General features: G+C 70.2%; 14 protein-coding genes and 3 pseudogenes. 9 read left to right on the top strand and 8 right to left on the bottom strand.

The features are described 5' to 3' along the window. The first annotated feature begins 200 nt into the window (after nucleotides 1–200). Nucleotides 201–1,002 (top strand): annotated as a pseudogene (locus ACLEQD_RS12780) (pseudouridine synthase). Here ACLEQD_RS12780 and ACLEQD_RS12785 read toward each other — a convergent pair. The 6 genes from ACLEQD_RS12785 to ACLEQD_RS12810 form a co-directional block, all read right to left on the bottom strand. Beyond that, nucleotides 999–3,029 (bottom strand): protein kinase domain-containing protein, encoded by a 2,031-nt coding sequence (locus ACLEQD_RS12785; RefSeq protein WP_410383939.1) that lies wholly within the window; start codon nucleotides 3,027–3,029, stop codon nucleotides 999–1,001. The pseudogene ACLEQD_RS12780 and the gene ACLEQD_RS12785 sit on opposite strands and share 4 nt — an antisense overlap. 283 nt (nucleotides 3,030–3,312) lie before the next feature. Further along, nucleotides 3,313–5,226, bottom strand: coding sequence for a protein kinase domain-containing protein (locus tag ACLEQD_RS12790; RefSeq protein ID WP_410383941.1), 1,914 nt, complete (start codon nucleotides 5,224–5,226; stop codon nucleotides 3,313–3,315). A 62-nt stretch (nucleotides 5,227–5,288) separates the two neighbouring features. Then, complete coding sequence (locus tag ACLEQD_RS12795) at nucleotides 5,289–7,238, bottom strand: protein kinase domain-containing protein (RefSeq protein ID WP_410383943.1); 1,950 nt, start codon at nucleotides 7,236–7,238, stop codon at nucleotides 5,289–5,291. 91 nt (nucleotides 7,239–7,329) lie between these two features. Then, entirely contained in the window at nucleotides 7,330–8,232 is a 903-nt protein-coding gene (locus ACLEQD_RS12800; protein WP_410383945.1) for a glycoside hydrolase family protein, read from the bottom strand. A 68-nt stretch (nucleotides 8,233–8,300) separates the two neighbouring features. Continuing rightward, nucleotides 8,301–9,371, bottom strand: a complete 1,071-nt coding sequence (locus ACLEQD_RS12805) for an MBL fold metallo-hydrolase (RefSeq protein WP_410383947.1) — start codon at nucleotides 9,369–9,371, stop codon at nucleotides 8,301–8,303. Between the two features lie 109 nt (nucleotides 9,372–9,480). Next, on the bottom strand, nucleotides 9,481–11,028 hold the full coding sequence (locus ACLEQD_RS12810) for an ELWxxDGT repeat protein (protein ID WP_410383949.1): 1,548 nt from the start codon (nucleotides 11,026–11,028) through the stop codon (nucleotides 9,481–9,483). A gap of 150 nt (nucleotides 11,029–11,178) precedes the next feature. Between ACLEQD_RS12810 and ACLEQD_RS12815 the strand changes: the two genes are divergently transcribed. From ACLEQD_RS12815 to ACLEQD_RS12840, 6 genes and pseudogenes are all read left to right on the top strand, one after another. Then, entirely contained in the window at nucleotides 11,179–12,549 is a 1,371-nt protein-coding gene (locus tag ACLEQD_RS12815; RefSeq protein ID WP_410383951.1) for a TAXI family TRAP transporter solute-binding subunit, read from the top strand. Continuing rightward, a complete protein-coding gene (locus tag ACLEQD_RS12820) occupies nucleotides 12,546–13,562 on the top strand; it encodes a hypothetical protein (RefSeq protein ID WP_410383953.1) in 1,017 nt (338 codons plus the stop codon). Before ACLEQD_RS12815 ends, ACLEQD_RS12820 begins: the two co-directional genes overlap by 4 nt. 21 nt (nucleotides 13,563–13,583) lie before the next feature. Then, nucleotides 13,584–15,179 carry an MBL fold metallo-hydrolase gene (locus tag ACLEQD_RS12825; RefSeq protein WP_410383955.1) on the top strand — a complete coding sequence of 532 codons (1,596 nt, stop codon included), beginning with the start codon at nucleotides 13,584–13,586 and terminating at the stop codon, nucleotides 15,177–15,179. Nucleotides 15,180–15,295: 116 nt separating this feature from the next. Then, nucleotides 15,296–16,003: pseudogene (locus ACLEQD_RS12830) on the top strand (ABC transporter transmembrane domain-containing protein); the annotation flags it as partial. Nucleotides 16,004–16,293: 290 nt separating this feature from the next. Then, nucleotides 16,294–16,635 (top strand): annotated as a pseudogene (locus ACLEQD_RS12835) (ATP-binding cassette domain-containing protein); the annotation flags it as partial. Nucleotides 16,636–16,746: 111 nt separating this feature from the next. Continuing rightward, a complete protein-coding gene (locus tag ACLEQD_RS12840; RefSeq protein WP_410383963.1) occupies nucleotides 16,747–16,920 on the top strand; it encodes a hypothetical protein in 174 nt (57 codons plus the stop codon). Between the two features lie 24 nt (nucleotides 16,921–16,944). On the opposite strand, the gene ACLEQD_RS12845 is transcribed toward ACLEQD_RS12840, so the two are convergent. Further along, nucleotides 16,945–17,283 (bottom strand): TerB family tellurite resistance protein, encoded by a 339-nt coding sequence (locus ACLEQD_RS12845; RefSeq protein ID WP_338266784.1) that lies wholly within the window; start codon nucleotides 17,281–17,283, stop codon nucleotides 16,945–16,947. A gap of 156 nt (nucleotides 17,284–17,439) precedes the next feature. On the opposite strand from ACLEQD_RS12845, the gene ACLEQD_RS12850 reads away from it, so the two are divergent. Beyond that, nucleotides 17,440–18,510: a helix-turn-helix transcriptional regulator gene (locus ACLEQD_RS12850; protein WP_410383957.1), complete on the top strand. Its 1,071-nt coding sequence runs from the start codon at nucleotides 17,440–17,442 to the stop codon at nucleotides 18,508–18,510. A 98-nt stretch (nucleotides 18,511–18,608) separates the two neighbouring features. Next, nucleotides 18,609–19,721 carry a response regulator transcription factor gene (locus ACLEQD_RS12855; protein WP_410383959.1) on the top strand — a complete coding sequence of 371 codons (1,113 nt, stop codon included), beginning with the start codon at nucleotides 18,609–18,611 and terminating at the stop codon, nucleotides 19,719–19,721. Here the strand turns inward: ACLEQD_RS12855 and ACLEQD_RS12860 are convergent. Continuing rightward, nucleotides 19,679–20,457, bottom strand: a 779-nt coding sequence (locus ACLEQD_RS12860; RefSeq protein WP_410383961.1) for an alpha/beta hydrolase, incomplete at its 5' end; no start/stop codon positions are given. The genes ACLEQD_RS12855 and ACLEQD_RS12860 overlap by 43 nt on opposite strands.

The following is a 20,457-nucleotide window of genomic DNA, read 5'->3' on the forward strand; positions in this document are numbered from 1 at the left end:
GCGGCGAACTCGGGCGGCACATCGGCGGTTTCGGGAGGGCGCGTGGACACGACGGCCGCGCACATGCGCAGAGCCGCCGGGGCGAGTCAAACAGCGCGGCGGCACCCTGGAAGCCCTCCTGTTCGCTCCAATGTGCGCGGTGCTCGGGGAATCCCCGGGCGTGACACATCTGATACAGCGGGTGGAACACGGGAGGACGCATGGCGCGCAAGCAACGGACGCCGCGATGGCTGGAGGCGGCGAGGCGCAGGGGACCGGAGACCCCGGCGGGCCCGGGCGCGGACTGGCTGGCGCGAGCGCTGGGCCGGGCAGGCGTGTGCCCCGGGCCGAAGCCGAGCAGGCGATCCGCGACGCCGCGTGGAGGTGGACGGCCGGGTGGAGCGGGAGCCGTTCGCGCCGGTGGGGGAGGGGACGCAGGTGCGCGTGGACGGCGTGGAGCGCGCGCTGTCACGTCAGGTGCGCGTGTTGATGTTCCACAAGCCCGCGGGGCCGGTGGTGCACGGCTCGGATCCGGAGGGCGTGGGCACCGTCTTCGAGAGACTGCGCGCGGTGCTGTCCCCGGAGCTTCAGGGCTTCGAGTGGTACGCGGTGGGCCGGTTGGACAGGGACACCACGGGGCTGCTGCTCTTCACCAACGACGAACGGCTGGTGCGGCACGCGACCGCGCCGCGGACGCACCTGCCCAAGCGGTACGTGGCGCGCGTGGAGGGACAGCCTACGGAGGCGGCGCTCTCGCGGCTGCGAGAGGGATTGACGCTGGAGGACGGCCCCACGCGTCCAGCGGAGGCGGTGCTCCGCGCGCCTGACGTGGTGGAGCTCACGCTCACGGAGGGGCGGCACCACCAGGTGAAGCGGATGCTCGCGGCGGTGGGGCACCCGGTGCTCACGCTGCACCGTGAAGCGGTGGGACGCGTGGTGCTGGACGTGGCGGACGGGGCCTTCCGTGCGCTCACGGGCGCGGAGGTGGAGGAGGGGCTGGGATTCCAGTCCGGCGCGGACTAGCGGCCGAGGTTCTTGAGCATCTCTCGCGCCCTCGCGGGGTTCGACATGTTCCTGGGGGACATCCGCATGTACCGGTCATGGGCGCGCCGGGCCTTGGCCTTGTTGCCGGTGAGGGTGTAGGCGGTCTCCAATCCCAGCCAGGCCTTCCGGCTGGTGGGAAGGCTCCGCGTGACGTCCTCCAGGAGCTTCACGGCCTGCTTGCGGTCGGCCGGGGTGCCGGGCTTGAGCTTGATGAGCGTCAGGCCCAGCTCGAGCTTGGTATCCAGCGAGCCCGGCTTCATGGCCAGTGCGTTCCGGTACGCGGCGGCGGCCTCCGGGAACTTCTCGTCCCGGAAGGCCGTGCGGCCGGCGTCCATCATGTCGGCGAAGGTCTCCGGCTTCACGACCCGGCCCGACGCCGACGAGAGGGCATGCGCGTCGTCCAGGATGCGCACCACCTTCGAGCGGCTGGGGTGCGTGCCGGGGGCGTACTCCAGGAAACGCTGGTAGTGCGTCACGCTGCTGCGGCTGTCATTGAGCCGCGCGTACAGCGCCCCGAGCAGGAGCTGGCATTCCCCATCACGGGGGAACCGTGTCTCGCATTGATGCGCCAGGTCCACGGCCTCCTGGAGTCCTCCCTGCTGCATCCGTTCCTGGATGCGGTCCTGATAGTCGGCGAGGGACAAGGCGGCCTCCGGAGGCGGGGCCGCGAGCGGGGCGGCGGGCGCGGCCACGGCTGGAGGCTGCCGTGCTTCGTCGGGACGGGAGGCGACCGCGGTGGGCGGACGCTCGATGGGGCGCGAGGCGCCCGGGTGCTCGGGTGGCACTTCCGTGGAGGTGAGGAGCCAGAGACAGCTGGCCCCGATGGTGGCGAGGCCCGCGGTGCCCAGGCCCAGCATCCATTTCTTCGACGCCGCCGTGGGCACGACGGCGGCAGGGGCGTCCTCCTCCTCCGCCACGGCGAGGCCGAATTCGGAGAGAGGGATCCTGCCGGTATGGAGCAGCGGCCTGGGACGCGCGGGCTTCTTCGCGAGTGCCGGGGCCTGCCCGCCCCAGGAAGCCAGCTCCTCCTGGAAGGAGTCTGGGACGGACAGCTCGCGGCCGTACGACAGCAGGTCTTCGCGAAACAGCATCCGCAGCAGGTGCGCGAGGCTCAGCGAGGACACGCCCGGGTGGTTCGCGTACAGGAAGCCCGCGAGGGCCTCCGCGAAGGCATGACTGGATTCAAAGCGCTGGGCGCGCTCCGGATGCAAGGCCTTGAGGATGATGCGCTGGAGCGCTTCCGGCAGGTCCGGCCGTGACTCGCTCAGCGGGGGGAGTTCACCGCGCGCGAGGCGCATCATTATGGCCTGGGGCGGCCCGTCCAGGGGAAGCCGCCCGCAGAGCAGTTCGTACAGCACGACGCCGGTGGACCAGACGTCCGTGCGGGCATCCACGTCCTCCCCGCGCGCCTGCTCCGGGGAGAAAAAGAGGTACTTGCCCTTCACCACCCCGGGCTCCGTCTTGAGGTCCCGGAGCAGCTGCGCCTTCGCGATGCCGAAGTCGACGATCTTGACCTGGCCCTCGTAGCTGACGAGCACGTTGTCGGGGGAGATGTCGCGGTGGACGATGCCCAGCGGCTGTCCCCTGTCGTCCGTGCGCGTGTGCGCGTAGTGCAGCCCCCGGCACATCTCCATCGCGATGAAGACGGCGATGGGCACGGGCAGGGCGCCCATGCCGCTCTTCATCGCGCGCTTGAGGACGCGGTGGAGCGGCTGGCCGTCCACGAACTCCATGGCCAGGAAGTACCCGCCGTCCCCTCGGCCGAAGTCGAAGACCTGCGCCACGTTGCCATGGGACAGCGTGGCGGAGATGCGCGCCTCGCTGATGAACATGGAGATGAAGGCTTCGTCGTTGGCGTACTCGGGCAGGACCTTCTTGATGAGGACCGGCTTCGTCACGCCCGCGTCGCCTACCAGCTGGGCCCGCCACGTCTCCGCCATGCCGCCCTGGCCCAGCCAGGACACCAACTCATACCGCCCGAAGGCGTCCCCCGCTTGCAGTGCCATGGGCATGGCATCCTATGCGCAAATCCGCCTGGCCATGGCAATGAATGACGGTACTGCCCGGCCCGTACGGTGGCGGGCCGGGTGGGTGTCTGGCTCAGTCCACGGCGCAGATGTTGCGCACGCAGCAGGCCCAACAAACCTCGGGGAACGCGGTGATCAGCTTTCTCTTCATGGTGGGATCCTTTGGAAGAGCGCCCGAGGGGTGGGCGTGATTCCATCCTACCCCTGGCTGCAATGCCTTCCAATTTGGGCTGGGAATGGTGGGTAGGGATTTCAACAATCGTCAGTCATGAGAGCTGGCGGCAGGGAGGTGTTCTTGGGCGTGGCGCAGGATTTCAATGACACGATCTCTCTTGGGATAGCCTTCAGGCGTGAGCGCCACGAATTTTTCGTAGGCCTGCTTGGACTTCTCAAACTCCATGAGTCTCGCGTAGAGGACGCCGAGCATGAGATGGCACTCAGGGACCTTGGGGGCCTTGGCGACGCACCTCTTGGCGACTCCAAGAGCCCCCTTCATGTCTTTCGACTTGTAAAGGGCGTTGACCTGCGCCTGGATTTGCACAAGCGAGGCCCTTATTTCCGCCTCCGATGCCCTTGTCGCGTCAGTTGCTTCCTGGCCTGGAGGTGCGTTGACGAATTTTTCGCTGACCTGCTGCACCAGGGCCTGGCAGTCCGCGTTGTTGGGATACAGCTCCACGCAATGCTTACTCAAAGAGGCTGCGTCTTCCGACTGCTTGAGACGGATGGCCCGGGCGAAGTCCTCCTTCATCTTCATGACGTCGGCGGTCTCCTTGTCGGGCAGTGGTAGGGGGGCCTCGACTGCAGGGCGAAGCTTCAAGGAGTCAGGTGAGTCCCCCATCGGCGACTTCGACGCCATGCCTCGCGTGAACTGTGGATTGTCGGCTGTTGGTGGCGGCGAGGGCTCCACGACAGGCGCGGGCGCGCGAATGGGCGTGGGCGGTGGGGCTCCCTCGGCGCTCCCGGGCGACTGCGCATCCAGGAGCAGCCACAGGCTCGCACCCACGGCCAGCAGTCCTCCCGCGCTCACGCCGTAGAGCAGCGAGCGTGGGGTTCCAGGGGACGGCACGATGGACCGCGGCTCTGTCGTCTCTGTCGTCGCCGTGACCGGCCGGAGGCGCCGGGTCTGACGCTGGGTGACGGGAACCGGGGTGGCGGGCTCCTCGGGCGTGGCCTGCTCGCCCCAGGCCTTCAGCTCCTCCAGGAAGGAACCCGGCACGGACAGCTCGCGGCCCTCCTGCGCCAGGTCTCCGCGGAACAGCACGCGCAGCAGGTGCGCGATGGTCATGGCGGAGAAGCGCGGGAAGTTCGAGTACAGGAACCCCGCCAGCGCATCCCCGAACGCGTGGCTGGATTCAAAGCGCTGCTCCCGGTCCGGCGTCAGCGCCTTCATCACGATGTCATTCAGCTCTTGCGGAAGGTCCGGCCGGAGCAGGCCCGGCGCGGGAATCTCCCCACGCGCCACGCGCATCATCACCACGTGGGGCGGCCCCTCCACCGGCAGCTTGCCGCAGAGCAACTCATACAGCACGACGCCCGTGGCCCAGACGTCCGTGCGGGCATCCACGTCCTCGCCGCGCGCCTGCTCCGGAGAGAAGAAGAGGTACTTGCCCTTCACCACGCCCGGCGCCGTCTTGAAGTTGCGCAGCAGCTGCGCCTTGGCGATGCCGAAGTCGACGATCTTGACCTGGCCCTCGTAGCCCAGCAGCACGTTGTCCGGGGAGATGTCCCGGTGGACGATGCCCAGCGGCTGGCCACGGCTGTCCGTGCGCGTGTGCGCGTAATGCAGCCCCCGGCACATCTCCATCGCGATGAAGACCGCCACCGGAATGGGCATCGCGCCCAGGTCGCTCTTCACCGCGCGCTTGAGGACGCGGTGGAGCGGCTGGCCGTCCACGAACTCCATGGCCAGGAAGTACCCGCCGTCCCCTCGGCCGAAGTCGAAGACCTGCGCCACGTTGCCATGGGACAGCGTGGCGGAGATGCGCGCCTCGCTGATGAACATGGAGATGAAGGCCTCGTCGTTGGCGTACTCCGGCAGGACCTTCTTGATGAGGACCGGCTTCGTGACGCCCGCGTCGCCCATCAGCTGCGCGCGCCACGTCTCCGCCATGCCGCCCCGGCCCAGCCAGGACACCAGCTCATACCTTCCGAAGGTGTCTCCGGCTTGCAGTCCCATATGGGGCGCGCATCCTATCCGGAACGCGCGAAACCCTGAATGCAGGCTCCCCGCCTGTCGGGCTAGGGGCCTTGTGTCCGCAGCTCGACGAGCTTGCGCAGGACGGAGGGGCGCAGGGGGTGGTCCTCGGGCGCGAACGCCAGGAAGCGCTCATAGCTTCGCGCGCTCTTCGAGACCTGGTTCATCCTCGCCAGGACGTCCCCCTGCAACAGGTGACACTCCGGCTCGCGGGGCAGGCGCGTGACGCATTGAGTGGCGGCGTCGAGCGCTTCCTTCAGCTGGCCCCGGGTCAGGTGCATCAGGACGGCGTTCCGCGAGGACTCCAGCTCCGCCTCGCTGGCGGGCGTGGGCTCCAGCGGCTTGCGCAGCGGCAGGGCCGCCAGCCGGTCCGAGACCGCGCTCCGCCGGATGTCCGTGGCGGGCGCGCGCTCCAGGAAGGTCTGGTAGTGGAGCGCGCTCTTGTCGAAGGCCCGGAGCCGTTCGTAGGTGAGGCCCGCGGCCAGCCGGCAGTCCGCGTTGTCAGGCAGCGCGTCCACACAGGTCTGCACCAGCTTCGCGGCCCGGGACAGGTCCTTGTTGCTCCTGCCCAGGCGATACACGTCCTTGAGCAGCTTGCCCACCCGCGTTTCATTCCACCCATTGTCCGGAGGCGGAGGCGGAGGCGGCGGTGGCTGCTCGGGCTCCTTCTCTCCGGCATCCGGGGCCGTGTCCCGGGCCGGCTCCTGGGCCGGCTCCTGAACCTGCGCTCGCGGCGTGCTCACGATGGCCTCCGGCGGGTTCCGGAACCGGGTCCACCAGGCGCCACCGCCCAGCGCGAGCAGCGCCGCGCCGCCCAGCGCGAGCCCCACCCAGGGCGCGCGGGAGCGGCGGACCGGCGACACCTCGGCCGTGGGCAGCGCGGGCGCCTCCTCGTGGAACTCGCGCGTGACGAGGACCGCCGCGGTGGCCGGGGGAGGCGTCTTCAGGGCCCGCATGTGGGGGACCGTGGGGATCCGCTCCTGCGCCACGGGCTGGCGCCAGGCCTTGAGCTCCTCCAGGAAGTCCCCCGGAACCGCCAGCTCCCGGCCTTCGTTCAGCAGGTCGCCGCGGAACAGCACCCGCAGCAGGTGCGCGAGGCTCAGGGACGAGAAGCGGGGATGGTTCGCATACAGGAACTCCGCCAGGGCATCCCCGAACGCGTGGCTGGAGGCGTAACGCTGCGCCGGGTCCGGGCTCAACGCCTTGAGGACGATGCGGTTGAGGGCCTCCGGCAGGTCCGGCCGCACCTGGTTCAACGGGGGAATCCTCCCGTGGGCGACCTTCATCATCACGACGTGGGGCGGGCCATCCACGGGCAGCCGGCCGCAGAGCAATTCATACAGCACGATGCCGGTGGCCCAGACGTCCGTGCGCGCGTCCACGTCCTCGCCGCGCGCCTGCTCCGGGGAGAAGAAGAGGTACTTGCCCTTCACCACGCCCGGCGCCGTCTTGAAGCCCCGGAGGAGCTGCGCCTTCGCGATGCCGAAGTCGACGATCTTGACCTGGCCCTCGTAGCTCAGCAGCACGTTGTCCGGAGAGATGTCCCGGTGGACGATGCCCAGGGGCTTCCCGCTGCTGTCCGTGCGCGTGTGCGCGTAGTGCAGCCCCCGGCACATCTCCATCGCGATGAAGACGGCGACGGGGATGGGCAGGGCGGGCATCCCGCTGCGCATCGCGCGCTTGAGCACCTTGTCGAGCGGCTTGCCGTCGACGAACTCCATGGCGAGGAAGTACTCGCCCTCCACCTGCCCGAAGTCGAAGACCTGCGCGACGTTGCCGTGCGACAGCGTGGCGGAGATGCGCGCCTCGCTGATGAACATGGAGATGAAGGCCTCGTCGTTGGCGTACTCCGGCAGGACCTTCTTGATGAGGACCGGCTTCGTGACGCCCGCGTCGCCCATCAGCTGCGCGCGCCACGTCTCCGCCATGCCGCCCCGGCCCAGCCAGGACACCAACTCATACCTGCCGAAGGTGTCCCCCACATCGAGCGCCATGAGGCGGCCACCTTAGCCCCAGAATCCCAGGACCGCCGAAAAGACGTCTCCGCGCCTGTCCAGCCCTGTGTGTGGGACGCAGCCGCACCCCTCAGGGGGCGGACTTCGCGGCGCCGGCGGCCAGCGTGACGTACAGGTGGCCCAGCTCCGTCAGCTCCCCGGAGGCGCCCAGCAGGTTGATGGAGGGGATTTCGTTGTTGCGTCCGGAGAACCACGCGTAGCGCTCAATGGTGGGCTCCGTCTCCAGATAGCCAATGGCATCCACCATGTACTGCTTCTGCACGTCCACGGTGATTTCGTCATGGGGCCGGTCGCCGCACGCGAACTCCGTCAGCCAGAGGGGCTTGTCGTACTTCTTGAACTGCCCCACGTACCACTTGAGCGCGCTCAGGTCGCACGCGTACCAGTGGATGGCGATGGCATCCACCTGGCAGTTCGCGCAGGCCTTGAAGAAGGCATCCAGGTACACCACCGGGTCGGTGAAGGTGACGCCGTCCTCCGACACGCAGTCGCCGCAGTAGTTCACCGCCGGGGACACCAGCTTGAGCCCCCTGCGGCGGGCCACCTCCTCCAGCACGGGCCACAGCGCCGCGGCCTGGCGGGGCGTCTTGTTCGCCTGGGATTTGAAGTTGGGCTCGTTGAACCCCAGCAGGTATCGCGCGCCCGCCGGAATCTCGGACTCGAGCTGCGCCACCGTGGGCGTGCCGCCCCAGGCCATGGGCACGAAGGAGACGTTCTCGGAGGCGTAGACGCTGGCGGCGCCGGCCTCCGGGCGGGGCGACCAGTTGTACCACCAGCTCATCCCGGGGGAGAGCGCCTTCAGGTCCTCCGCGGAGTGATAGCCATACCCGAGGCCCCGCTTCGCGCTCTTCGTCATCGCGGGCTTCGGGTCGTCTGTCTGGGATTGCGCCCCGGCCGCCGGGTCGCACGCCATCAATGGCAACAGCAGGACGGCCAGGGGCAGCGCGACGGAGAGCCGGGGGGCGCGGGGCATGGCCAGGGACTCTACGCCCGGGGCTCGGGTGGGCGTCGAGTCCTCGCGTCACGCGGGCCTTCAGGGCCTCACGGCGCCAGGCGGGGCACGAGCCGGGGCTCGCCCACCTCGCGCCACCACGGCGTCACGCCCTCCACGCGCGAGGGCTCCAGGCTCCGGCCCAGGCCCGGCGTGAAGAGGCGCACCTGCTGCTCCGTGGCCAGCCGCACCAGCGTCTCCGCGGGCTCGTCCCAGGCGTGCAGCGCCAGGTTGAAGGTGCCCCAGTGCACCGGCATCAGCGTGCCGCCGCCCAGCATCGCGTGCGCCTTGAGCGCGTTCTCCGGGCCCAGGTGGATGCCGCCCCAGCTCGGGTGGAACGCGCCCACCTCCAGCATCACCAGGTCGAAGGGGCCGCACCTGCGGCCAATCTCCTCGAACTCCGTCGTGAGGCCGGTGTCGCCGCTGAAGAACAGCCGGTGCTTGTCGGTGGTGAGCACCCAGGACGCCCACAGCGTCGTGTTGCGGTCCCCCAGGCCGCGGCCGGAGAAGTGCTGCGAGGGCGCCGCGCGGAAGGCCACCGGGCCCACGCGGTGCTCCTCCCACCAGTCCAGCTCCGTAATCAACTCCGGCGCCACGCCGAAGGCCTCCAGGTGCCGGCCCACGCCCAGCGCGGTGACGAAGGGCACCCGCCGCTTCGCCAGCGCCTGGATGGTGCTCCGGCACAGGTGGTCGTAGTGGTCGTGCGACACCAGCACCGCGTCCAGGTCCGGCAGCGCGTCCACCGGCACGGGCGTGGCGTGGAAGCGCCTGGGGCCCGCGAAGGACACGGGCGAGGCCCGGTCGCCGAAGACGGGGTCGGTGAGCACGCGCGCTCCGTCCACCTCCAGCAGCATCGTGCTGTGCCCCAGCCAGGTGACGCGCAGCCCGGTGTCCGGCGCGCGGCCCCAGGTGCCGCGCGGGTCCTCCACCGGCAGCGGCGCGGGCGGCGTGCGCTGCGTGCCGCCGAAGAAGTACTCGCCCAGGAGCGGCAGCGGGTTTCCCTGGAGGCCGGGCCCCACGGGGGCGGTGTTGCGGAAGCCCTGGCCCTCGAACTGACGGGAGGCCCGGCTGCGTTCGAGGCGGAGTCCCGCGCGGCGCGCATTGTCACTGACGGTGGGCATGCGCGGGTGTCTAACACCCACGTTGGCGCCGGGCACGGTCACCTGCCTGGAGCCCAGGCGGGGCGCCGTCCCCGCGTCCGGCGCGGCCGGGGCGGGGAGGCGGGTGCGCCTAGTGTGCGTCTTCCGGCGCCAGGCAGGTGCCGCCGAGCGCGCTGGACCAGAGCTGCGCGTTCAGCGTGTCGTCGTAGGCGCTGAAGTAGACGCGGCTGCCCTGGCGGAAGAACTCGCGCGGGTACGAGGAGGGGTCCTGCTGGGGCTGCGCGCCGATGTTCTTGAGGAGGCGCGTGCCGCCGGGCGTGCCGTTGCTCACCCAGGGCTCGAGGCCCGTCCCGGTGTCGTAGGCGCTGAAGAAGACCAGGTTGTCCGCCGCCGCGTACACCGGCGAGCTGTACTCATCCGACAGGCTCAGCGGCCGGCGCAGCAGCGTGGTGGCCCCGGCGGTGCCGTTCGTCACCCACAGCTGCGTGTCGCGCGGCGCGGGGCCGTTGCTGCCGATGGCCACGCTGAAGTACAGCTTCGAGCCGCCCGGCGCCTGGCTCACGGCGTCGATGTACGGGAACGCCTCGCCCTGGGACGCGTAGTCGTTGGGCAGCGTGAAGACGGGCTCCGGGTTCCCGCCCGCGAGCGGCACGCGGTAGAGCACCATGTACTGGGTGCTGTAGGAGGTCGTCGTGACGTACGCGTACCCGCCCAGCGCGCCCAGCACGCGCATGGAGCGCGTGGCGCCGAACGACGCCAGCCGCAGGGTGCCGCCCGCCGTCCCATCCGACTTCCACAGCTCCGACAGGCCGCTGCGCTCATCCAGCTTGAACAGGGTGAGCGCGCCGGAGGTGCGCACGTCGTTCGGGTAGGTGTCGGGGCCCGCGTCCAGCCGCTTCAGCTGCACGGTGCCCGCGGCGGTGCCGTCCGTGCGCCACAGCGAGGTGGCGCCCTCCAGCTCACGCACGAAGAACAGCAGCGCGTTGCCTGGCTTCGCGTCCAGGTAGCTCACGTCCACGGTGGTGCCGAAGTCGCGCAGGCGCACCGTGCCCGCGGTGGTGCCGTCCGACTTCCACAGCTCGTAGCGCGTGGTGAAGACGGTGGCGTCGAACACCTCCCGGAAGAACACGAGCGTGGAGCCCACCGCCGTCAGGTGCGTGAGGGACGAGTCCTCCGCGCCCGGCGTCACGTCCTTCACCAGCCGGGTGCCGGCCGTCGTCCCGTCACTCACCCACAGCTCGTTGCCGTGCACCGAGTCCGGCGCCTGGAAGAAGAGCTGCGTCGGGGTGGCGGTGAGCTGCGACAGGCGCGGCGTCGAGGTGCCATCCGTCGCCGCGAAGCTGCGCACCGGCGTGGTGCCCGCGTCCGTGCCGGTGCTCCGCCAGAGGCCGCGGCGGCCGTCCTCGAAGTTCACCGCGAAGTGCAGCGTCCCCTTGAAGTCCACGAAGCCGCCCGGCCCCATCGCGAAGCGCGGGATGCCCAGCTCCGAAGGAGGGAGGATGGCCTTCACCCGCTGGGTGCCCGCGGCCGTGGGGAGGCAGGCCCCCTCCGCCGTCACCTCCGGGGCCGAGGTAGGCTCCTGTGCGAGTCCGGCTTCCGCCTGCTCTTCCGGAAGCGCCCCGCCGCAGCCCACCCCCACCACCAGCAAAGACACCGCCCACCCGCCGCGCCAACCCATGCCACACCCCTTCAAAAAGGCCTGGGAGGGAGGGTGTGTCGCGCAAGGGGTTGCGCCAAGTGCCCCCGGGTTGGAGCGTGCCTGCCTGCCTGGACCGACGCGGTGTGCGGCGAGGCCCCGCACGGCGCGGTCGGTATACTGCGCATCCTCATGAAGACGGACACGTTGAAGGCGCAGCTCAAGCGCACATTGCGGCGCGACCTGTGGATCGCCATCGCGCCCGCGACGGTGCTCATCGCGGTCGCGTTCGCGGTGACGTTCTACTTCGTCAAGCCCGCGCCGCCCAAGACGCTGGTGATGGCGCTGGCGCCGGACGAGGGCGGCTTCAACTACATGGCGAAGCGCTACCAGAAGTTCCTCGCGCAGCAGGGGGTGACGCTGGAGCTGCGCAACACGAAGGGCTCCGTGGGCAGCGTGGCGCTGCTGAACGCGGAGGACAGCGGGGTGGACATCGCCTTCGCGCAGAGCGGCACCACCGGCGGCAAGGGGCAGGGGGTGCCGGAGCACGTGGCGTCGCTGGGCAGCCTCTCCTACGTGCCGCTGTGGGTCTTCTACCGGGGCGAGCCCGTGGACGACGTGCGCGGCCTGGCGGGCAAGCGCATCGCGGTGGGGCCCGAGGAGAGCGGCACGCGCGCGCTGGCGATGACGCTGCTCCAGGCGAACAAGGTGGACACGGCGCCCACGCAGCTGCTGCCGCTGGACCGGGACGCGGCCATCGAGGCGCTGACGCAGGGCCGGGTGGACGCGGTGTTCCTGGTGTCGCCGGCGGAGTCGCCGCGCATCCAGAAGCTGGCGGCGGTGAAGGACGTGCGGCTGCTCAGCTTCGCGCGCGCGGAGGCGTACACGCGCCGCTACCCGTACCTGTCGCGCCACGTGCTGCCGCAGGGCGTGTTCGACTTCGCGAAGAACGTGCCGGACCAGGACGTGGTGCTGCTCGCGCCCAACGCGCTCCTCCTGGCGCGGGACTCGCTGCACCCGGCGCTCTCCTATCTCCTGATGCGCGCGGCCAGTGACATCAGCGGCACGGCGGGCATCCTGGACAAGACGGGCGAGTTCCCCGCGCCGCTCGCGGCGGGCTTCCCCCTGAGCAGCGAGGCGAAGCGCTACTACGCGACGGGCGTGCCGCTGTTGCAGCGCTACCTGCCGTTCTGGGCGGCGAACCTGGTGGACCGGCTGTGGGTGATGCTGGTGCCCATCATCGCGGTGGTGGTGCCGCTGGGGCGCGCGGTGCCCGCGGTGTTCCTGTGGCGGGTGCGCTCGCGCATCCACCGGTGGTACGCGCGGCTGAAGGAGATTGAGATTCAACTGGAAGAGGACCCGGACCAGGAGATGCTCCAGGACATGCTCAAGCGGCTGGAGGAGGCCGAGCGCGAGGTGAACCGCATCGCGGTGCCCATCGCCTACGCGGAGAACCTGTACTTCTTCCGCGAGCACGTGGACGTCGTGCGCCGCCGGCTCACTCGCAGGCTGGCGGGCGCGCCCGAGCACAAGGAAGTCCACCCCCTGCAGGTGACCGCGTGACGGAAGTGGAAGAGGTGTCGCTGGTCGGGCTGACGGAGGACATGGGCGTCAACGCGCTCCTGTTCGGCTTCGTGGGGCTGTACGCCCTCACGTTCCCGGGGCGCGTGCGGGCCTGCTACCTGGTGGGCAGCCACGCCACCCGCGAGGCGGTGGGGGAGAGCGACCTGGACCTCACGCTCGTCTTCAAGGACACGTTCCTGCCGGGCGAGGAGGACCGCTTCGAGCGCTTCCGCCTGGCGGTGGGCCCGCTGGCCCGCTACCCGCTGGACCTGAACGCGGTGGAGGAGGCGCGGCTCGTCGCCGAGGGCGAGGTGAACCTCAAGGAGAACGCGCTGCTCATCGCGGGCGAGGACGTCCGCGACCGCGTGCCGCTGATGCCGCTGGAGGCGTGGACGCGCCACAGCATGCACCAGCCCTACCGCTTCATCGAACGCGCGCGCGCCCGTCCCGAGGACGCGCCCCTGCGCTTCCCCCTGGCGTACCCGGACGCGCGCGGCGAGCTGTACGGCTACGACTACCGCGAGGTGACGGACGCGCAGGGCCAGCTGCACCGGGGCTTCAAGGAGCTGGTCACCCTGGCGTGCCGGATGGCGACGGCGGCGGTGGCGCTGGACGCGGGCCGCCACACCTTCTCCAAGCGCGACGCCATCCAGGCGCACCGCGAGCACCTGAACGACGCCTGGACGCCGCTGTACGAGTCCATCTTCGCGCTCCGTCAGCAGTGGGGCTACCGCGTGCCGGAGGACGCGGCGGCGAAGGCCGCGCTGCAGGACGCGTGCGCGCGGATGCTGGACGCGGAGAACGCCTTCCTCGCGCGCTACCGCGACTTCCTCCTGCTGGAGCTGACGCGGGGCGCGGTGCGGGACCGGGTGCTGGCGGCCCGGCGGCTGGGCGACATCGCCTATCCGGACGCGGAGGTGCCCCAGGCGCTGAGGCGGCTGCTGGAGTCCCCGGAGCCCTCGCTGCGCGAGGCCGCGCGCGAGTCGCTGGCCCGGCTGGCGAAGGCCGCCTGAGCAACCCTTGAAGGAGTGTTGATGTCGCGCCCCCCGGTGTACCTGAAGCAGAACGTCGTCGCCGAGCCGCTCCACAACCAGTGGTACGCATGGTGGTTCCTGGCGTCGCCCATGACGGCGCCGCTGTTCGTCGCGAACCTCCACGTCAAGATCATGGAGTCCTTCGTCGCGAACCCCGCCATCCACGTCGCGGCGCTCAAGAGCCCCGCGCTGCGCGGCGGCCCCTACCTGAACTGCGGCGTGGAGCGGGTGGGGGAGGTGAAGGCGCTCCTGGAGCGCACGCTCCAGGAGGAGTCGCTGGCCATGCGGTACGCGGCCGCGATGCGCGAGCTGGACGCGCTGCTCGCCTCCGCGGAGGGCTATTCGCTGGAGGAGCTGTACCCGCGCGTGCCGGACCTGCTGCGCGGCTACGTGGAGCTCACGTATGACCTGAGGAACCGCGCGTCCGCGCGCTTCTTCGAGCCGCTGCTCTACCGCAGCCCCTTCCACCGCGAGTCCTCGCAGAGCGTGTCCCTGCGGCTGGTGCACGGGGACGCGCGTCCGTATGTCTTCAGCACGCCCCGGCTGGATGACTCGCGGGAGGGCGACCTCCAGGTGCGCCTGCCCTTCCGGCACGAGGCCTGGGACACGCTGTTCGCGATGCGGCGCACGCCGGCCCCGCTGGAGGCCGTGCGCGACGCGCTGGGCATTGCCCCCCAGGACGGGGACACCTTCGCCACCTTCTTCACGCCCGAGCCGCCCCGGCCCGCCCCGCGCTACGACGGCGACGGGGTGCGCGTGCGCTACTTCGGCCACGCGTGCGTGCTGATGGAATCCCGCCACGTGAGCGTGCTCACGGACCCGGTGGTGAGCTACGACTTCCCCACCGACCTGCCGCGCTTCACCTTCGCGGACCTGCCGGAGCGCATCGACTACGTGCTGCTCACGCACGGCCACGCGGACCACCTGATGTTCGAGCCGCTGCTCCAGCTGCGCCACCGCATCGGCACGGTGGTGGTGCCCGCGGGAGGCGGCGGCGCGCTGGTGGACCCGTCGCTGAAGCTGATGCTCCAGCACGCGGGCTTCCGCGACGTGGTGACGCTGTCGGAGCTGGAGTCGCTGCCGGTGCCGGGCGGGGAGCTGGTGGGGCTGCCCTTCCTGGGCGAGCACGGCGACCTGGACGTGCGCGGCAAGCTGGCGCACCTGGTGCGGCTGGAGGGCAAGGCGCTGCTCATGGCGGCGGACTCCAACGCGCTGGAGCCCCGGCTGTACGAGCACGTGCAGCCGCACGTGGGCCCCATCGACATGATGTGGCTGGGCATGGAGTCGGAGGGCGGGCCGCTCAGCTGGATGTACGGGCCGCTGTTGCCCGCGCCGCTGTCGCGGAAGATGGACCAGTCGCGGCGGCTCAACGGCTCCAACGCGGCGCGCGCCATCGACATCGTCCAGCGGCTCAAGCCCCGGCAGGTGCGCATCTACGCCATGGGCCGCGAGCCGTGGCTGGGCCACGTGATGGTGATGGGCTACCACGAGCAGTCCCCGCAGCTGGTGGAGTCGCGCAAGCTGCTGGCGCACTGCCGGGAGCACGGCGTGGACGCGGACATGCCCTACGGCCAGGCGGAGTCCTTCCTCCGGTGACGGCCCCCGACCGTGGTTCCGTCTCCGTGCGCCGCCTGCTGGGGCTGGCCTGGGAGGAGCGCCGCGCGCTGGGCGTGGGGCTCTTCTTCCTGGTGGTGGCCACGGCGCTGTCGCTGGTGCTCCCGCAGGCGTTGCGCGTCATCGTCGACGAGGCGCTGGGCGCGAAGGACCAGACGGTCATCGACCGCATGGCGCTGGGGCTCGTCGTCGTGTTCGCGGTGCGCGCGGTGTCGGATGCGCTGCGCTTCTACTTCTTCAACACCGCGGGGGAGCGCGCCGTGGCGCGGCTGCGCGAGGAGCTGTTCGCCCGGCTGGTGGACCAGGAGGTGGCCTTCTTCGACATGCGCCGCACGGGCGAGCTGACCAGCCGGCTCACCGCGGACACCACCGTGCTGCAGCACGCGGTCAGCAACAACATCGCCACGGCGCTGCGCAGCGGCGCGCAGGCGGTGGGCGGCCTGACGATGCTCTTCTACACGTCGCCGTCGCTGGCGCTCCTGATGGTGGCGGTGGTGCCGCCGGTGGCCATCGCGGGCGTCGTGGTGGGGCGGCGCATCCGCCAGGCCTCGCGCCAGGTGCAGGCGGCGCTGGCGGAGGCCACGGGCGTCGCGGACGAGGTGTTCACCGGCATCCGCACCGTGCGCGCCTTCGCCGCGGAACGGCACGAGGTGGCGCGCTACCGGGGGCGCCTGTCGCAGGTGCTGTCGCTGATGTATCAGCGCTCGCGCCTGTCGGCGGCCTTCATGGCGGGCAGCGGCTTTGGCGGCCTCTTCGCGGCGGCGCTGGTGCTCTGGTACGGCAGCCGGCTGATGATCCGCGGGGACCTGTCCGTGGGCAGCCTCACGTCGTTCCTCGCGTACACGCTGCTGGTGTCCACGGCGCTGAGCGGGCTGACGGACCTGTGGGGGGACTTCATGCGCGCGTCGGGCTCCGCGGAGCGCGTGTTCGAGATGATCGACCGCGTGCCCGCCATCCCGCTGGAGGGCGGGAGCAGCTCTCCTCGCTGGCGGGCGGGTGTCGTTCCGGGACGTGCGCTTCGCTATCCTCGCGGCTGGACGTGCCGGTGCTCCAGGGGCTGGACCTGGAGCTGGCGCCGGGGGAGGTGGTGGCGCTGGTGGGGCCGTCGGGCGGGGGCAAGTCCACCATCGCCGCGCTGCTCGCGCGCCTGTACGACCCGCAGGCGGGGGGCATCTGGGTGGACGGGCATGACCTGCGCACGCTGGACCCGGGCTGGCTGCGCCGGCACCTGGGCGCGGTGGCGCAGGAGCCGCTGCTGTTCTCCTGCTCCATCGCGGACAACATCCGCTATGGCCGGCCGGACGCCACGGACGCGGAGGTGGAGGCCGCCGCGCGGGCCGCGAACGCGCACGACTTCATCCAGCGCTTCCCGGACGGCTACCGCACGGAGGTGGGCGAGCGCGGCGTGCAGCTGTCGGGCGGCCAGAAGCAGCGCGTGGCCATCGCGCGGGCCGTGCTCAAGGACCCGCGCATCCTCATCCTGGACGAGGCGACGTCCGCCCTGGACGCGGAGAGCGAGCACCTGGTCAAGGACGCCCTGGACAGGCTGATGCAGGGCCGCACCACGCTCATCATCGCCCACCGCCTGTCCACCGTGGCCAACTCGCACCGGGTGCTGGTGCTGGAGGGAGGCCGGGTGGTGCAGAGCGGCAGCCACGCGGCGCTGATGGCCCAGGAGGGGCTCTACCGGCGCCTGGTGGAGCGGCAGTTCGTGGCGGCCTGAGCCTCCAGGCCGCCCGCGGGCGCTTCAGGGCGCGATGCCGAGCAGCTCGCGGATCTGCCGGGCCATTTCAATCTCGGACTCGTGCACGTGGCCGTCGCCCGCGATGAGGGCGTGGACGGCGTCGAGGACGGCCTTGGGGTCCTCGCGCAGGACGCCCAGGTTCGGCGGCGGGAGCGGCAGGCCCTCCTGGAGGCAGCGGGTGAGGGCGCTGAGCTCCGTCAGGGGCACGCTGAAGCCGCGCGCGGTGTCGATGATGGAGTCGATCTCCTCGCGGGTGACGCGGTCGTCGCTGGTGGCCACCTGGAGCAGGAGCTTGATGACTTCGATATGGAACTGGGACTCAGGGGGCAGCGGGGCAGCCATGTGGGTCGGGTCCTCCGGGGCGGTCCAGGCTGACCTGCCTGGGGGGGAGCCGTCCAGCACGACGTGGCCGCCAGCCCTGTCCATACCTCTTTGGAGGGATGGGCCCTGTTTCAGCCCTCGTAATACTTGTTGGGTATTGGCAACGGGGGTGTACCCATGGGCAAGGCACGGAAGTTCCTGTCGCGTGAGCAGGCGTTGATCGCGGAGTTGAAGGAAGCGCTGGGGGAGGCGCGGACCCTGGAGGACGTCTACGAGGCGCTCTCCCAGGCGTTGATCACGCTGTGCGAGGCGGACCACCTCGCGGTGGGCTGCGCGAATCCGGATGGGACGGTGGGGCTTCAATGGAAGACGGACACCGTCCACCCCCTCCTCAAGGATTACGCGGACTGGGTGCAGGAGGACTTCGTCTTCCAGGCGACGGTGGTGCAGCCGAACCAGGTGCTCAGCGACGTCGAGATGCTGCAGGGCAGGCCCCTGGCGGAGGAGGAGACCTTCCGGCGCAGTCAGGGCGCGGGGCTGAAGCTCAAGCGCGTGCTGGCGTCGCTCCTGTTCACGGACAAGGAGCTGAAGGGCGGCATCGCGATGTATCGGGAGTCTCCCCAGCCGTTCTCGCTCCGGGCGCAGTGGTTCCTGCAGCAGATCATCCCGTACATCACCCGGACGGTGGCCCGGCTCCAGGAGTTCTACGCCCTGCGCTTCGAGCGGGACCTCCTGAAGGCCATCGCCATGGGCTCCAGCCCGGTGCTGGTGTTGAACAGCCTGGGGCGGAAGGTCGCGGACACGGGGCCGGCCATCCCGCTGCTGGAGGACTGGTTCGCGCCCCACGAGCTCAGCGACGGAGTGCCCAAGGCCTGGATGGAGCGGGTGATGGCGCTGTCGCGCTTCGACGTCGCGGTGGATCCCCGGCTGGAATCGCTCACGCTGGAGCGGGGCGCGGAACGGATGGACGTGACGTTCAGCCAGTCCTCCGTCATCTGGGGCGGCCGCAAGCTGTGGCAGGTGCGCATGCACGAGCGTGCCCACTGGCTGCGCCCGGACTGGAAGGCGAAGCTCACTGCCCAGGAGTTGCGCGTGGCGGACTGCCTCCACGAAGGCCTGGCGAACAAGGAGATCGCTCCCCGGGTGGGCTGCTCCGTGGAGACGGTGAAGGTCCACATCAAGTCCATCTTCGAGAAGACCGGCACCCACAGCCGCGCGGAGTTCGTCGCCAAGGGCCGGCGCTCATAGCCCGTCAAGGCCTGACACCCCCCTCTTTCGAGGGGGTAGGCCCGGGTCCCGTTCGTGTCATCCTTGAGGAGTAATTCAACTCGGGGGAGGTACCCATCATGGCCACGGACTTGAGTTTCACGTCGCGTGAGAAGCGATTGATTCAGGGAATGCAGCGGCGCCTGATTGGCGTCAGGACCTTCACGGACATCTACGAGGCCATCGAGGAGGTGATGCTCCGCATCTGCAAGGCGGAGCACCTCGCGGTGGGCTTCTCCCACGTAGATGGTTCGCGAGGGATGGAGTGGGAGGCGCCCACCGTTAAGCCTCTCCTGAAGGAGTACTCGTTGTGGCTGACGCGGTGCTTCGTGTTCCAGTACACGCTGACTCGGCCCAACATCGCGGCGAGAGACCTCGTGATGCTGCAAGGGCGTCCGCTGGAAAGCACGGAAACCTATGAGCGCAGCCGCATGGCAGGCCTGAAGCTCAGGTACGTGCTTGCCTCCCTCTTGTTCGAGAACCAGCAGCAGTTCCAGGGAGGCCTCGCGATGTACAAGGAGTCCTCCAAGGAGTTCACGCTCCGGGATGAGCAACTCCTCCAGTCCGTCATCCCCTACCTCAACGAGGCGGTGGGGGCGGTTCAGGAAAATCAGGCCAGGGGATTCAGGGGTGACCTTCTGTCTTCGTTGGTGAAGGAGCCGGAGGCCGGAATGATCTTGAATGCCGCCGGGCGGCTCCTGGGCGAGACTGGGGCAGCCAGGGACCTTGTGCAGAAGTGGTTCGCCGCCCATGAACTCTGCAACGACGTTCCCGAGCCATGGGTGACCCTCGTGAAAAAGTTCGCGAGCATGGATGGCATCGCGCCGCCTTCGGAAAGGCGCATCGAAATCCCAAGGGGGGACGAGAAGCTGGAAGTTGTCTTCAAGCCCTCCAACGTCGAGCGACCTGGCTGCAACTTCTGGGAAGTGCGCATGACCGAGCATCGACACTGGATGAGGGATGACTGGCGCGACTTGCTGACGGAGAGAGAACTCGAGGTGGCGGACTTGTTGGGCACGACGGGAGCGGCCGACAAGGAAATCGCTGTCGCGTTGGACATGGCTGTCAACACCGTGAAGGAACACTTGAAGGCGATCCGCAGGAAGACGGGGCTGGCAGTCGGTTGGTGTTCGTCGCCAAGGGCCGGCGCTCATAGCGCGCGGTCGAAGAACTCCCGCAGCTTGCGCGCGTAGCCTTCAGGGTCCTTCTGGGCGTACTCGCCGTGGGCCGCCTCTGGCACCACCCACAGCTCCTTGGGCTCGCAGGCCGCCTGGAAGAGACGTCCCCCCAGCTTCTGGGGGCCGTCCGGGTCGCTGCCTCCGTTGATGAGCAGCAGCGGCCGTCCCTCCAGCCGGCACATGCCGTCCACCGGCCGCACCGCGTCCACGTCGATGCCTTCCCGGCGCAGTCCCCACAAGACTGCCCAGGTGCTCAGGCCGTAGTGCGAGCCCATGTCGACCGCCAGGTCCGGGAACGCACCGGCCGCCGCCACCGCCTTCACCCGCGCGTCCTCCTGCGCCACCAGCAGCGCCGTCGTGCCTCCCATGGAGAAGCCGAACAGGCCCACCCGTCCCGCCGTCACGTCGGGCCGGGCCCGCACGAACGCCAGGGCCGCGCGGACGTCCTCGCGCTCGCTGTCGCCCCAGCCGACGCCGTCGCCTTCGCTCTCTCCCTGGCCGTGCAGGTCGAACAGCAGGACTCCGTGCCCGGCCTCCGCCAGCGTCCGCGCCTCGAAGAGCACCCGCGTGCGGTTGTCCGCGAAGCCGTGCACCAGCACCACCGCCGTCCCATCGCGCGACGGCACGTACCACCCGCGAAGGACCCGCCCCGCCGCCTGGAACGCCACGTCCTCCAGGCCCGGCAGCGCGTCCGTGCCGGAGGGCCGCGTCACCGGGACGCGCTCCGGGTGCGACCAGCCCGCGCGCCGTG

The organism is Corallococcus sp. 4LFB, assembly GCF_046520365.1.
Taxonomy (GTDB): Bacteria; Myxococcota; Myxococcia; order Myxococcales; family Myxococcaceae; genus Corallococcus; species Corallococcus caeni.